Raw genomic sequence first — 12,916 nt, 5'->3', positions numbered from 1 at the left:
TGAGCTTATAGCGATTTCAAACAAATATAGCAAATCAGGGGGACTACCAATGAACAGTTATTTAACACCGCAATCCGTACACGTGGTCGGACAAGCCAGACAAGTCCAGCTCATACTCAAACAATGGGTGCGTGAGTGGGGTCCAGATGCCAAATTAATCGATATGCTCGCTGGACGTAAATGATACTGTTCTTGGTCTGCAATACCTATGAAATATAACATGGTTTTGCCAAAAAGTCCGAACTCGGTTTGTACCGGATTCGGACTTCTTAGTTGAAGCACGGGGAGTTTCACCCTCAGTCTCTTTGGATTACTTTTTATTTGCAGCCGTTTCCTGAATAATAGCCACAACCACTTCAGATAGTTTCACAATATCCTCGGCACGGATGCGTTCTTTCGTCGTATGGATGTCCTCATAGCCTACAGCCAGGTTGACCGTGGGTATGTTGAACCCATTGAAGATGTTGGCATCACTGCCACCACCGGATGCAAACGTGCTAGTCTCCAGCCCCAGGCTCCGAATGGCACGCTGAGCAAGCTGAACAACCTCGTGTTCATCATGGAAGCCAAATGCAGGATATAGAATCTCACTGCGGAACTCAGCAGTTGCACCATATTTGCGGCATGTCGTTTCCAGTGCTTCACGCATCTGGGCCACTTGCAGTTCTACCTTCTCCTGCACAATACTGCGGGCCTCAGCCTCAATCTGCACAAAATCGCAAACGACGTTTAGTGCAGATCCACCTTGGAATTTGCCGATGTTCGCGGTAGTCTCATCATCAATTCGTCCCAGCTTCATCGCTGCAATTGCTTTGGCCGCCACTTGGATGGCACTGATGCCGTCTTCCGGATTCACGCCCGCATGTGCGGATTTCCCATAGATCTTCATCTGAATTTCCGCTCTGGCCGGAGCAGCCACACAGATTGTACCCACAGCTCCGTTGGAATCCAGGGCATAACCGAACTCGGCTTCAATATCCTTCGGATTCATTGCACGTGCACCAACCAGACCCGACTCTTCACCTACGGTAATCACAAATTGAATTTTTCCATGTGGAAGGTTATTCTCTTGAATAGCTCGAATCGCTTCAAACAAAGCGGCAATCCCCGCCTTGTCATCTGCACCCAGAATCGTCGTGCCGTCACTGCGGATCCAACCGTCTTCACCCAGCTCAGGTTTAATTCCTTGTCCAGGCGTTACGGTATCCATATGACATGTGAAAAAGATGGGCGTAGCTTCTTCCGCACCCTCGGCTTCCCAGGTAATCACGAGATTACCAGCGCCATGTCCGGTTTTCTTCATGGTGTCGTCCTCATACACGCTGAGGCCCAGCTGAGTAAACTGTTCTTTTAACACTTTTGATATATTCTGTTCATGGGTTGTTTCACTATCAATCTGCACCAATTCCATAAATTGATCAATAACACGCTGCTGTTTTATCATAGGACTTTCCTACCTTTCTTCGATACGGTACAATACAATTACTATGGTCTGTTTATTCATTTGTTGAAAGGAGTTCTCTCATCATGCAAAAAAAGAAATGGTTCCGCATCATTATCTATCTCATGCTGCTCGCCATGATTGGGTCCACCCTTTTCATTGCGCTCGAACCTTTATTGTTTGGATAGAAACCCGAAGCCTTTTGACTGTCTGATTTACAGACGGGGAAGGGCTTCTTTTTCTGTAATCCAGGTAATCTCATACGGGAAAATCCGGTTAAAGTATGGAACGATATCCTGCGCAACCTTCTCCACATTGTAGGTCTTCCCTGTAATATCCTCCAACGAGGTCACACCATACTGCTCAATCCCGCAAGGAACAATCCCCTGAAAGCCTGCGTGCTGAATGCCGGAGGTGATATTAAAAGCAAATCCATGACTCGTCACGAAGCCGCGCCGATGTTTACACCGATTGAACTTTACGCCGATGGCGGCAATTTTCAAATCTCCGATCCATACACCGGTGTAAGCCTCTTTACGCCCTGATTCAATACCCTGATCAGCCAGGTAATCAATAATCATCTGCTCTAGGCGACGTAAATAGCCATGTAAATCCAAGGCTTCATCCCGTCCAAGAACAAGTAACGGGTAACCTACCAACTGGCCAGGGCCATGATAAGTAATATCACCGCCGCGGTCAATTTGAAACAAGGAGATGCCTTGCTCCCGCAGTTCGTCTTCACTGAGAAGCAGGTGCTCCGGGTGATTCTGTGAACCGATCGTATACGTCGGCGGATGCTGGAGCAACAGCATCTGTTCTGCTCCTTCTCCCTCATCCAGTTGCTGCACAATCGCTTTCTGGCGGTTCCAAGCCTCTTCATAATCAAGCATCGGTATGTATACCACATCCAGCGGCTTGCTCATGATTCCCCCACACCCTTCTGTTTCAATGTTCATTGTATGATGATGAGCATTCTATTGAAGAAAACGGGAAAAGTGCACGGCCAATGGCACATACACTTTCCCATTATCCATCTATTCAGGGCTTGGCATCATTAGTAATTCATTGAAATGATGCACTTGCTCTCTCTTAATACACTTTCGATTCCATGGTGTACCCTTCAAGATTCTCTTTTACACGTTGCAGGAAACGTCCGCTGATGACCCCATCCAGAATACGATGATCCAGGGAAAGACAGAGGTTCGCCATGGAACGGACAGCAATCATGTCATTGATGACCACAGGTTTCTTAACGATCGACTCAAAGGTAAGAATCGCCGCCTGCGGGTAGTTAATAATAGGTTGCGACAGAATCGAACCAAATGACCCCGTATTGTTAACCGTGAACGTACCGCCCTGCATATGGTCCAGCTTCAGAGTGCCTTCACGTGTTTTACGTGCCAGCTCATCAATTTCACGAGCCAGGCCAGCGATGTTGCGCTGATCCGCATGTTTAATTACCGGTGTCAGTACAGAGTCTTCTGTACCCACTGCCATCGACAGGTTGATATCCCGTTTGACAATAATTTTGTCAACAGCCCAGACGGAGTTCATGATCGGGTAGTCTTTAATCGCATTAACGACCCCCTTCATCATGAAGGACAAGTACGTCAGGTTGATGCCTTCTTTGCGCTTGAACTCATCCTTGAGTTTGTTGCGCAGCATCACCAGATTCGTCACGTCCACTTCAATCATCGTCCACGCGTGAGGGATTTCCGATACGCTTTGACGCATATTACGAGCAATGGCATTACGAACTGGAGTAACGTCGATAAAGTATTCGGATCTTCCCTGTCCGCCACCCTCTACTTCGATTTGGGGAATTTTCGGACTTTCGGTCAGATGTATGCCGGAATGTCTTACAGGAACGCCTGCGTCGGCTGCTGGAACGGTTTCTCCCGCAGATGCGCCCAAGTCTGCATTCCCCCGATTCAATCCGCTGAAAGGAGAACCTGAAGGTACTCCCGAAGAGACCTGCTGTCCTGCTACAGTAGAAGACTGTGCAGACGCTGCGCCCGCGTTTCCCCCCTGTGCAATCACTGCCAGTACATCCTTACGTGTAATCCGACCACCTGCTCCTGTGCCCTGAATGCTCTGCAAGTTGAGACCATGTTCAGCTGCAAGGGATTGAACCGCAGGAGAATAGCGGTTACGCATCGGCTGATTGGGATCGTGCCCTGTTGTACTCGCTGCACCAGCAGCAGGTACGTAGTTCGCACTTTGTTGTGCATGAACATGATCACCATTCTGTTGCTGCGAAGCATGCGTTACTTGCTCTGCTGCTTCTTCATCAGAAGCAGCTACCTGCATGCGGCAGATGGCTTCGCCAACCGCAATGGTCGTACCTTCTTCGACCAACAGATCACCCATAATTCCATCAACGGTTGATGGAATCTCTGCGTTGACTTTATCCGTAATCACTTCACAGATCGGTTCGTATTGTTCAATCCGGTCACCCGGTTTTTTCAACCATTTGGCAATGGTAGCCGAGACCAGCGATTCCGCCAGCTGCGGCATAATGACCTCGATCCATTTCATACTCATTGGTTATATCACTCCAAACTTTGCTTTTAAACTATCTCACTACACGAATTAATACTCGGCGAGCGTACGCATCGCTTCCTTGGCTTTATCCTTGCTCAGCATATAGAACTTCTCCAATGTTGGGCTAATCGGCATTGCCGGTACATCCGGTCCGCAGAGACGCTGAATCGGCGCGTCTAGTTCGAACAGACATTCTTCACTGATGATAGCCGCAACTTCCGCTCCTACACCACCGGTTTTATTATCTTCATGCACAATCAGCACTTTGCCTGTCAGACGAGCGGATGCAATGATGGCTTCGCGATCAAGTGGCTGCAATGTACGCAAATCCAGTACATGGGCAGTAATGCCTTCTTCACGCTCCAGCTCCTCAGCAGCCTGCATGACAAAATGAAGTGGCTGGCTATAACCGATAACCGTAATATCTGCTCCTTCGCGAAGCACGTTGGCTTTACCGATTGGAACGATGTAATCATCCTCTGGCACATCTTCCTTAATCAGCTTGTAGCATTTTTTGTTTTCAAAAAAGAGAACCGGGTCCGGGTCGCGAATAGCTGCTTTGAGCAGTCCCTTCGCATCGTATGCCGAGTAAGGAGCTATAATTTTCAGACCTGGTGTGCCAAAAAAGATCGATTCCGGACATTGGGAGTGATACAGCCCACCAAAAATACCGCCGCCAATCGGCGCACGAATAACAATCGGGCAACTCCAGTCATTGTTGGAGCGATAGCGAATTTTGGCCGCTTCACTAATAATCTGATTTGTTGCAGGCAACATGAAATCCGAATATTGCATCTCGGCAATAGGTTTCATACCGTACATCGCAGCGCCAATAGCTACACCTGCAATCGCTGATTCGGACAAAGGTGTGTCCATGACACGCATTTCGCCGAACTGATCCTGCAACCCTTTGGTTGTAGTGAACACACCGCCTTTAACCCCGACATCTTCACCAAGGATAAAGACATTTTCATCCCGCTCCATCTCTTCTTTCATCGCGAGACGGATTGCATCAATATATTCCATAACCGCCATACTTACCGTCCCCCTTCTTCGCTGTCCGCATAAACGTGCGTCAGAGTGTCCTCAGGTTTCGGATATGGCGCGTTGTCTGCGTATTCAGTCGCTTCTTTCATTTCCAGCGCAAGCTGGGAAGCCAGATCCGCATCCCGGGCTTCATCCCAGATGCCGCAATCGATCAGATAGTTCTTCATGCGAAGCACGCCGTCCTTCTTCCAGTTCTCTTCAACCTCTTCCTTGGTCCGGTATGCCAGATCATTGTCGGAAGTGGAGTGTGGAGACAACCGATACATCATTGCTTCAATAAGTGTTGGTCCTTCACCAGCGATTGCGCGGCGACGAGCTTCTTTGACTGCACCGTATACTTCCAACGCATCGTTTCCATCTACACGAAGTCCGGGGAACCCGTACCCAAGTGCACGATCTGATATTTTACCACTCAGCTGCTTGTGAATTGGCACCGAGATGGCATACTGATTGTTCTCACACATAATAATCACAGGAAGTTTATGAACACCTGCGAAATTGGCACCTTCGTGGAAATCTCCCTGGTTGCTTGACCCTTCACCAAAAGTTACAAAAGAAACGAATTCTTGCTTCTTCATTTTGGCAGCCAGTGCAAACCCTACAGCGTGCGGAACCTGTGTCGTAACCGGACTGGAGCCCGTTACAATGCGCAGCTTTTTGTGACCGAAGTGACCCGGCATTTGCCGTCCTCCACTATTCGGATCTTCCGCCTTCGCAAAAGCAGACAGCATCAGCTCACGTGGAGTCATGCCAACTGCCAGTACAAAGCCATAATCGCGGTAATACGGTAAATAATAATCGTGATCCCGGTCCAGACCGAATGCAGCGCCTACTTGCGCAGCTTCCTGTCCTACACCGGATACGTGAAAGTTAATTTTGCCGGCCCGCTGTAAGAGCAAGCAACGCTCGTCAAACTTGCGTGCGAGCAGCATGTATTTGTACATATCCAATACTTCACCATCGCTAAGTCCCAGCTGTTCATGCCGATGGACCGCGTCTGCAGTACCTTTTGAACTCATATGAGGTACCTCCTTTTAATCAGAGCCTTTGCCCGTCTTACTACCCGATCTTATAACCTGGTACTAAGACTTAGCTTAACCTTATTATAATCCCATTTGCCCAAAAAAGGAAAGGACCTTTCTCATAAGCCTGTCCGGCTTACATTCCAATCGATTTTCCGTCAACTGCCAACATGGCTTCACCCATGATTTCTGATAATGTTGGGTGAGGATGGATCGTCTGTCCCACTTCCCAAGGTGTGGCATCCAGCATCTGAGCCAAAGAGGCCTCTGCGATCAGTTCCGTCACATGGGTACCGATCATATGTACTCCCAATATATCATTCGTCTTGGCATCCGCGATTACCTTCACGAATCCATCCCGACTTCCATGAACCAAAGATTTTCCAATCGCCTGGAACGGAAACTTGCCTGTCTTCACTTCATAACCACGCTCTTTGGCCTCGCGCTCCGTAAATCCGATACTCGCTGCTTCCGGACGAGTATAGACACAGCGCGGGATTCGATGTGATTCGACGGCATGTACCGTTTCACCTGCCAGATGATTCACTGCCAAAATGCCTTCATGACTCGCTGCATGCGCCAGCTGCAAACCGCCGATGACATCGCCGATTGCATAAATATGTCCCTCACCCGTTTGCAGATGTTGATTCACAGCAATAAATCCGCGTTCGAGTTTGATATCCGTATTTTCGAGTCCGATATTTTCGACATTGGCCTGACGACCAACCGACACCAGCATCTTGTCCGCTTTCAGAGTCTCTTGCTTCTCATCCCCCAGCTTGACATCAATCTGAATACCGTCTTCCTGTATGCTATATGTCTCTGTCAGAACGCTAGCGCCAGTTAGGAAGCGAACACCACGTTTCCCAAGCAATCTCTGCATTTCCTTGGCTACATCTTCATCCTCTGCTGGCAATACATGAGCAGCGGCTTCAACAACTGTAATTTCAACGCCAAAATCATTCAGCATCGAGGCCCATTCGAGGCCAATCACCCCACCACCAACAATGATCAGGGATGCTGGTAATTCGTCCATTCGCAAAGCCTCATCACTGCTCATGATGTACCGGCCATCTGGCTCAAGACCTGGTAGCACCCGTGGGCGAGATCCGGTAGCAATTATGAGGTTGGTTGGCACAACTGTATCCATCTCGCCATCTTCAAACTCGACAGCCACTGCACCGCTCTGAGGGGAGAAAATGGAAGGTCCGATCACGCGCCCTTTGGCGTGTACGACCTGAATTTTATTTTTTTTCATTAAATACTGCACACCTTGATGAAGCTGCTCCACAATTGCATCCTTGCGCGCCTGAACCTTCGGAAATACAAGTGTTGCTCCAGCTGTTTCAATCCCATACATTTCGCTTTCTTGTATCTCAGCGTACACTTCCGCACTTCGCAGCAATGCCTTGCTCGGAATACAGCCACGATGCAGACAAGTGCCCCCCAGCTTATCCTTCTCGATAATAACAACCTGTTTTCCTAACTGTGCGGCACGGATGGCAGCAACGTACCCTCCCGTTCCTCCTCCAAGAATGGCAACATCACATGTAATTGGCATCTTAAATGTTCTCCTCTATCCATATAATTTCAATACAATTTCAATATATTTGTAAGATGATGATTCGAATGATTCTCTTTTTCATAGACGTTATCTATATTCCATTGTACTCTCCTTGAGCAGTCAACTCAAAATTTGACCCTGAAACGCATGGACAGCTTCTGGAAAGCAAGCTATGATGGAATCAGGTATGACCTGTAAGCGCAACCTTTATTTTACGTCAACCTCAGGCAGAAGGAGTTTAATGGTGATGAATACTAGACTGGTCTTTGCACGATTTGTGGCGATTATTGTTCTGGTCATTCCCGGGTTAATGGCAATGAAGGGTTTTCTAATGATGAAGGACGCCCTTTTCCTGTATTATGCCGAGCATGGGAACGAGCAGATCTCACCAGGATTTCAATGGCTCTCCTTTGGTGGAGGACTTGTCCTGTTCGCCGCAGGCATGAGTTTTCTGGGAGGTTGGATTCTGTTCCGTGACCGCAAGCGTAATTATGTAGGACCCCGTTTTCGTTCAAAAAGCGCACCCTCAGCCGACAAAGCTGAGACGCCCGGTACGACTTCCTGAGTCCGGGCTTTTTGTCATTTTTTCTGGCTCCGCAACATTTCAACATCCGAACTTTACATCTGCCTTTATATACGGTACTCGATCAGGTATAATGCTTATTTATTCAAACACGTATTTTGCATAAATTCAGAGCTAGCATCTTGAATATGCACAATGCCCACTCTTCCATAGACAGGATGGTTCAACATGATCTCGTTTATCGTTACGCTAAAAAGATTGCTTAAAGGCATTTTTCATGCCTTCAAGGACCAGAAGTTCCTGGCTCTGTTTGTATTAACTGCGGCGACACTTCTCTCGGGCACGTTATTCTATACTCGCGTTGAAGGTCTGCACTGGATTGATGCCCTCTATTTCTGCGCAGTAACTCTAACGACGGTGGGGCATCCGGATTTTGTACCATCGACCGGATTCGGCAAGGCATTTACGGTCATCTATATGTTCGCAGGTATCGGCCTCACCTTCGCCATGATTGCCAGAATTACAGCAGGTATTCTATTTCCCCGCAAATTGCAGACAGAAGAGAACCCGGAGTAGTCTCCGGGTTATTCGTATAATGCATCCCGCAGCTTGGTAGACATACGCGACTCTTTGGAAGAGGACTTCAGAATCGTTCTGCGCAACGTCAGATTACTGGCTTGCAGCCGCTCCGCTTCAGCGAACAAGTCTGCAAACAACGCCTGCGCAGCTTCGTCAAGGACTGACTGTCCTTTCAAATGTTCATATCGCTCTTGTAATTCGGATAATGCTTCACTCATCGTTAACACCTCTTTTCAATCGCTCCTGGCTTATGCATTACACTGCCGTAACCAACAGCTTAACAATCCATATAGTAACACAAAGCTGCTCAGATTAGTTCTGGCTCTTACTAAAGATTTTGTGGTACTCTGTAATGGTCGCTTTTTTTTGTTGAATCCCGTATGTGAGAGGAGTAGCAGAACTGTGCAAACAGGACGAATTACCGTAATTACAGGACCTATGTTTAGTGAAAAATCCGGTGAACTCATTCGCCGTTGTCAGAAATTAATTCAATTTGGCCGTAAAAAGGTCGTTGCTTACAAACCTGCCGAAGATGATCGGTTTGCTCAAGACGAGATCGTTAGCCGTATCGGCTATCGTCTGCCTGCCCATTCCATTCCCCGGCAATTGACCCCGGAATCCGTAGAGATGATCCTGACTCAGACCAAAGATGCCGATGTTGTTGCATTTGATGAAGTACAATTCTTCAGCAGTGCCATCATGGAACTGGTCTCCGAGCTAGCCTACTGTGGCAAACACGTCATTGTGGATGGACTGAATATGGATTACCGTGGCAAGGAATTTGGATATGTAGGCGGTTTGCTCGCTATGGCGGATGATATTGAGAAACTGTCGGCATTCTGTGCCGTATGCGGAAGCCCGGATGCGGCTTTCACCCAGCGTATCGTTAATGGAGAGCCTGTAACGCTTGGTCCTGTCGTCATGATAGGCGATTCAGAAGCTTACGAGCCGCGCTGTCGCTGCTGCTTCATTCCTCCTCACAAAGTTGAATGCTGAGCTGAATCAGCTTTTCCATGATTAATCTATAGGTTCTGATCGGCGGTATCTACTGCTACAGGTTTCCTGAGATTTCAAAAAAAGCCCCCGAGGGCTTTTTTTATTATAACTCCTTTTTACCAGCATACCCTTAATATACCTCTGCTTAACTCGGTCATTTGCTCTTTCTTTGCACACAAAAAAGCACCGCCTCACAGCGATGCTTCCCATTCGTCATCTCCCGCTAGTCCCGGGAAACAAAATATTTGTTGGTCATGTAGTAAGCGTCGCCACGCGACGTTTCTACCATTCCTTTTTTGGCATCCAAAAATACAATCTCTTTGCACTTGGTGCAATACCATTTGGTGCGCTTATATGGAGACTCCGTAACATATGCCGTGCCACATTTACAATCAATCTTCATTAATAACTCGGTTGATTTATATGCGCTGGACAAACGTTCCATGTTATCCTGCTGCTGTGTAGGCATAATTGTCTGCTGATAATCCGATAAATGATTCTGAACTTTAAAATCTGCTACCAATCCTGCATTCAATCCAAAAAACTCCTTGCCGATTTCGGTCACGAAGCGCTTCTCATTTCTGTAGCAATCCAGCCACTCAATAATCTGCTTATTTGACAGTGGAACCGTACCCTTGATACCGCTGTTTAAGGTGTAGGTCATGATGTATAAAGTATCGTCTTGTCTACCTGAGTACATTAGAATCCTCCTTCGAATACATTTGCTAATGTACTACAAAAACGCTCATAAATCAAAGCAATGTTATTTCCTGAGCGTATCTCTTCCTTATTAAATGGGTAACATTCCTCGATGTTCCGCCACTGATTTACAAGAACTGCATACACCTGCAACATTTCCCTGGGAAGTCGCATAATACACGATGGACTTCACTTTTTTACTACAGATGGAACAATATTGCCTCCTTTCCTTCCTGGGAGTGTAATCGGATAGGTTTACTACGTTTGAGTTTGATTTGAACCTGCGCACAAAGTTCAGCCATTTCATCTCTTTCTCTCTCTTCCTTGTTTGCCTTCTAAGGGGTGAATTGCTTATGCTTGGGCAAAAATTGATCCTGCATTGGTTATGTATACGATTCCAAGTTGTGCATGCCTATCTCATAATCTATTCGACGTTTTGAGCCTTTTTCCTGTTTTTGAACTCTACGCATACAAAAAAAACCGACAGAACCTGCCCCACCCTCTTGTATGAGAAAGGAACTTCCGTCGGTTAACTTGCCTTATTTATAAAACGTTCCAAGAACCTCAAGCGCGGGTGAGCGCTCAATTCGAAACGGATAGATGTATCCCTGATTCAGCTTCACAAACTTGCGACTCCACAGATCAAGTCCAGTTGTAAATTGGTACGCCTGATATATAAATTTGGAACAATAGTTCCGTTCAATGCTGCGCAGATTCGTCTGCAATCGATAGAATTTTACCTGCTTGTAATGATCCTGTACCCACTGCGCTGCCTTCACACCAGCCTGATTAAGACGGGAACGAAATACAATGAAACGATCCCCCTCATAAAAGCGAGTAATGTACCAATCCAAGGAATCGGCAAACACGGGCCCATAAGGGTGTACGTGATACACTTTACCGTCGAGTCCAATAATCCCCATATGCCCGGCGTAATAAGTCGATTCCGAACTTGGCGTATATAAAATATCTCCTGGCTCCAGCTTCATTTGGCCCAAAGCGGTAATAGGCAAATCCTGATGCAGCCTTCTGGACGCTGAACGTGCGCGCCGGCCTTCCACCAGTAGTCGATGCATTTTCCCAGCAACAGCGAGATAGACTTCCGACCATTTGATGCGTTTTTTCTCAGGGCCTTTGAACCACCGATGAATAAATGTGGATATACGTTGAAATTTTTTTTCCATATTGTGCACTCCACTCTAATCTGTTTGACGTTTCTTGCTGTTATTCCTAACTTCTAAGGCTCATTATAGACAGTTGATGATGTATGTTCAATTCCGGTGCCTGTTCTATGTTGTGCAGTTCGTGGAGGTTCATACCGAAAATGGAAACAAAAAAAGCAGTTCTGGCATTAGCCAGAACTACTTCGTTTGATTCTATTCTTCCACAACACCAAGTTCTTTATTTTTTTCCTTAAACCGGCTGTTATGGGAAGACACATAGGCAACTTTCTCCGCCTCAGGGTCCATATACAGTTTTGCACTGTTTACTGCGAGGGCCGCATCCGTAAATGTACCGGCAATCAGATACAGTTTACTTGCATAATCTACAAAGTCTCCTGCAGCGAAGACGCCTGGAATATTCGTCTGCAGCTTCTCTGTTGTTTTGACATGCCATTCACCAAGATCAAGTCCCCAATCCCGGAGCGGGCCAAAGTCACTCTTCATGCCGTGGTTGACGATAATCGCATCCACATCAAGGACTTCACTCTCACCAGTTTCAACATGGGATATCGTCACTTGTTCGATGATCTCCCCACTTTGACTATGTAGGGTATCAACGGCGTATGGTGTACGAATATCCACCGAGGATTCTCTCATCCGCAGTACATTTCGCTCCAATCCACCAAAGCGGTCACGACGATGCACAACCGTCACTTGCTCTGCCAGTGCTTCAAGCTCATTGGCCCAATCCACCGCGGAGTCACCTCCACCAGAGATCAGTACCCGTTTACCACGGAAAGGCTCCAGCTCCTGTACTGTATAGTGAAGATTGGTAACCTCATAACGGTCAGCACCTTCAAGCTCCAGCTTGGCCATTTTATATATACCATACCCGATCGCCAATATGACGGTACGTGTCCAGTGTTGTTCTCCTGTATTCGATGTCAGCAGAATCGTGCCATCAGGCTGACGCTCAAATCCTTCAATTTGCTGTTCAAACACAATCGTTGGCTCAAATGTTCTCGCCTGTTCTTCCAGCTGTTTAATCAAATTTTCACACAGAATCGGGGTGACGCCGCCAACGTCCCAGATCATTTTCTCTGGATAAAAGAGCATGCGACCACCCAATTTATCCCGCGCCTCAATCAACTTGGTCTTCATATCACGCATCCCACTGTAAAATGCAGAATACATGCCGGCAGGTCCACCGCCGATAATTGTTACATCATATAATTCCAAATGCTGATCCATGTAGTTACCTCCATCAGTTCGATCCAAAGCGCTCGACTATTTGATATCGATTCTCATTATCACTCTTTTCCTAGTCTAATGGGAAAC

15 protein-coding genes are annotated in these 12,916 nt (G+C 47.1%); 5 read left to right on the top strand and 10 right to left on the bottom strand.

Going from position 1 to position 12,916, the window contains the following annotated elements; translation table 11 throughout:
- Positions 1 to 49 precede the first annotated feature (49 nt).
- Positions 50 to 184 (top strand): Z-ring formation inhibitor MciZ, encoded by a 135-nt coding sequence (locus A6049_RS32625; protein ID WP_090810664.1) that lies wholly within the window; start codon positions 50 to 52, stop codon positions 182 to 184.
- A gap of 126 nt (positions 185 to 310) precedes the next feature.
- Here the strand turns inward: A6049_RS32625 and A6049_RS16640 are convergent, their stop codons facing one another.
- Positions 311 to 1,444, bottom strand: a complete 1,134-nt coding sequence (locus tag A6049_RS16640) for a tripeptidase T (protein WP_063565725.1) — start codon at positions 1,442 to 1,444, stop codon at positions 311 to 313.
- A gap of 83 nt (positions 1,445 to 1,527) precedes the next feature.
- On the opposite strand from A6049_RS16640, the gene prli42 reads away from it, so the two are divergent.
- Positions 1,528 to 1,629, top strand: coding sequence for a stressosome-associated protein Prli42 (gene prli42, locus A6049_RS32620; RefSeq protein WP_090810668.1), 102 nt, complete (start codon positions 1,528 to 1,530; stop codon positions 1,627 to 1,629).
- A gap of 27 nt (positions 1,630 to 1,656) precedes the next feature.
- Here prli42 and lipB read toward each other — a convergent pair whose 3' ends face one another.
- The 5 genes from lipB to lpdA form a co-directional block, all read right to left on the bottom strand.
- Complete coding sequence (lipB, locus tag A6049_RS16635; RefSeq protein ID WP_063565724.1) at positions 1,657 to 2,364, bottom strand: lipoyl(octanoyl) transferase LipB; 708 nt, start codon at positions 2,362 to 2,364, stop codon at positions 1,657 to 1,659.
- 166 nt (positions 2,365 to 2,530) lie between these two features.
- The gene (locus A6049_RS16630; RefSeq protein WP_063565723.1) at positions 2,531 to 3,985 is read right to left on the bottom strand and encodes a dihydrolipoamide acetyltransferase family protein; all 1,455 of its coding nucleotides are present in this window, start codon (positions 3,983 to 3,985) and stop codon (positions 2,531 to 2,533) included.
- A 48-nt stretch (positions 3,986 to 4,033) separates the two neighbouring features.
- A complete protein-coding gene (locus tag A6049_RS16625) occupies positions 4,034 to 5,020 on the bottom strand; it encodes an alpha-ketoacid dehydrogenase subunit beta (protein ID WP_024630968.1) in 987 nt (328 codons plus the stop codon).
- A gap of 2 nt (positions 5,021 to 5,022) precedes the next feature.
- The gene (locus tag A6049_RS16620) at positions 5,023 to 6,051 is read right to left on the bottom strand and encodes a thiamine pyrophosphate-dependent dehydrogenase E1 component subunit alpha (RefSeq protein WP_063565722.1); all 1,029 of its coding nucleotides are present in this window, start codon (positions 6,049 to 6,051) and stop codon (positions 5,023 to 5,025) included.
- Between the two features lie 139 nt (positions 6,052 to 6,190).
- Entirely contained in the window at positions 6,191 to 7,615 is a 1,425-nt protein-coding gene (gene lpdA, locus A6049_RS16615) for a dihydrolipoyl dehydrogenase (protein WP_063565721.1), read from the bottom strand.
- 244 nt (positions 7,616 to 7,859) lie between these two features.
- Here lpdA and A6049_RS16610 point away from each other — a divergent pair, with 244 nt between their 5' ends.
- Together A6049_RS16610 and A6049_RS16605 are read left to right on the top strand one after the other, a co-directional pair.
- Positions 7,860 to 8,183, top strand: coding sequence for a DUF2627 domain-containing protein (locus A6049_RS16610; protein ID WP_063565720.1), 324 nt, complete (start codon positions 7,860 to 7,862; stop codon positions 8,181 to 8,183).
- A 186-nt stretch (positions 8,184 to 8,369) separates the two neighbouring features.
- Positions 8,370 to 8,717, top strand: coding sequence for a potassium channel family protein (locus A6049_RS16605; protein ID WP_063565719.1), 348 nt, complete (start codon positions 8,370 to 8,372; stop codon positions 8,715 to 8,717).
- Between the two features lie 8 nt (positions 8,718 to 8,725).
- On the opposite strand, the gene A6049_RS16600 is transcribed toward A6049_RS16605, so the two are convergent.
- Positions 8,726 to 8,938 (bottom strand): hypothetical protein, encoded by a 213-nt coding sequence (locus A6049_RS16600; RefSeq protein WP_063565718.1) that lies wholly within the window; start codon positions 8,936 to 8,938, stop codon positions 8,726 to 8,728.
- Between the two features lie 184 nt (positions 8,939 to 9,122).
- Between A6049_RS16600 and A6049_RS16595 the strand changes: the two genes are divergently transcribed.
- A complete protein-coding gene (locus A6049_RS16595) occupies positions 9,123 to 9,716 on the top strand; it encodes a thymidine kinase (RefSeq protein ID WP_024630974.1) in 594 nt (197 codons plus the stop codon).
- A gap of 223 nt (positions 9,717 to 9,939) precedes the next feature.
- Here the strand turns inward: A6049_RS16595 and A6049_RS16590 are convergent, their stop codons facing one another.
- From A6049_RS16590 to A6049_RS16580, 3 genes are all read right to left on the bottom strand, one after another.
- A complete protein-coding gene (locus tag A6049_RS16590) occupies positions 9,940 to 10,416 on the bottom strand; it encodes a hypothetical protein (protein WP_024630975.1) in 477 nt (158 codons plus the stop codon).
- Between the two features lie 538 nt (positions 10,417 to 10,954).
- Positions 10,955 to 11,599, bottom strand: coding sequence for a hypothetical protein (locus tag A6049_RS16585; protein WP_063565717.1), 645 nt, complete (start codon positions 11,597 to 11,599; stop codon positions 10,955 to 10,957).
- Between the two features lie 192 nt (positions 11,600 to 11,791).
- Positions 11,792 to 12,829, bottom strand: coding sequence for an NAD(P)/FAD-dependent oxidoreductase (locus tag A6049_RS16580; RefSeq protein WP_063565716.1), 1,038 nt, complete (start codon positions 12,827 to 12,829; stop codon positions 11,792 to 11,794).
- Positions 12,830 to 12,916: the final 87 nt, after the last annotated feature.

Source organism: Paenibacillus sp. O199 (genome assembly GCF_001636635.1).
GTDB classification, from domain to species: domain Bacteria; phylum Bacillota; class Bacilli; order Paenibacillales; family Paenibacillaceae; genus Paenibacillus; species Paenibacillus marchantiae.
Note: the sequence above shows the minus strand (reverse complement) of the source record. Positions and strands in the feature narration are given on the sequence as shown.

Bases quoted from the DNA above. Each gene is read 5' to 3' on its own strand.
- A6049_RS16580 (WP_063565716.1), bottom strand. From the start codon at position 12,829: ATGGATCAGCATTTGGAATTATATGATGTAACAATTATCGGCGGTGGA.
- A6049_RS16640 (WP_063565725.1), bottom strand. From the start codon at position 1,444: ATGATAAAACAGCAGCGTGTTATTGATCAATTTATGGAATTGGTGCAG.
- A6049_RS16630 (WP_063565723.1), bottom strand. From the start codon at position 3,985: ATGAGTATGAAATGGATCGAGGTCATTATGCCGCAGCTGGCGGAATCG.
- A6049_RS16600 (WP_063565718.1), bottom strand. From the start codon at position 8,938: ATGAGTGAAGCATTATCCGAATTACAAGAGCGATATGAACATTTGAAA.
- A6049_RS16625 (WP_024630968.1), bottom strand. From the start codon at position 5,020: ATGGCGGTTATGGAATATATTGATGCAATCCGTCTCGCGATGAAAGAA.
- A6049_RS16590 (WP_024630975.1), bottom strand. From the start codon at position 10,416: ATGTACTCAGGTAGACAAGACGATACTTTATACATCATGACCTACACC.
- A6049_RS16605 (WP_063565719.1), top strand. From the start codon at position 8,370: ATGATCTCGTTTATCGTTACGCTAAAAAGATTGCTTAAAGGCATTTTT.
- A6049_RS16610 (WP_063565720.1), top strand. From the start codon at position 7,860: ATGGTGATGAATACTAGACTGGTCTTTGCACGATTTGTGGCGATTATT.
- lipB (WP_063565724.1), bottom strand. From the start codon at position 2,364: ATGAGCAAGCCGCTGGATGTGGTATACATACCGATGCTTGATTATGAA.
- prli42 (WP_090810668.1), top strand. From the start codon at position 1,528: ATGCAAAAAAAGAAATGGTTCCGCATCATTATCTATCTCATGCTGCTC.
- lpdA (WP_063565721.1), bottom strand. From the start codon at position 7,615: ATGCCAATTACATGTGATGTTGCCATTCTTGGAGGAGGAACGGGAGGG.
- A6049_RS32625 (WP_090810664.1), top strand. From the start codon at position 50: ATGAACAGTTATTTAACACCGCAATCCGTACACGTGGTCGGACAAGCC.
- A6049_RS16620 (WP_063565722.1), bottom strand. From the start codon at position 6,051: ATGAGTTCAAAAGGTACTGCAGACGCGGTCCATCGGCATGAACAGCTG.
- A6049_RS16585 (WP_063565717.1), bottom strand. From the start codon at position 11,599: ATGGAAAAAAAATTTCAACGTATATCCACATTTATTCATCGGTGGTTC.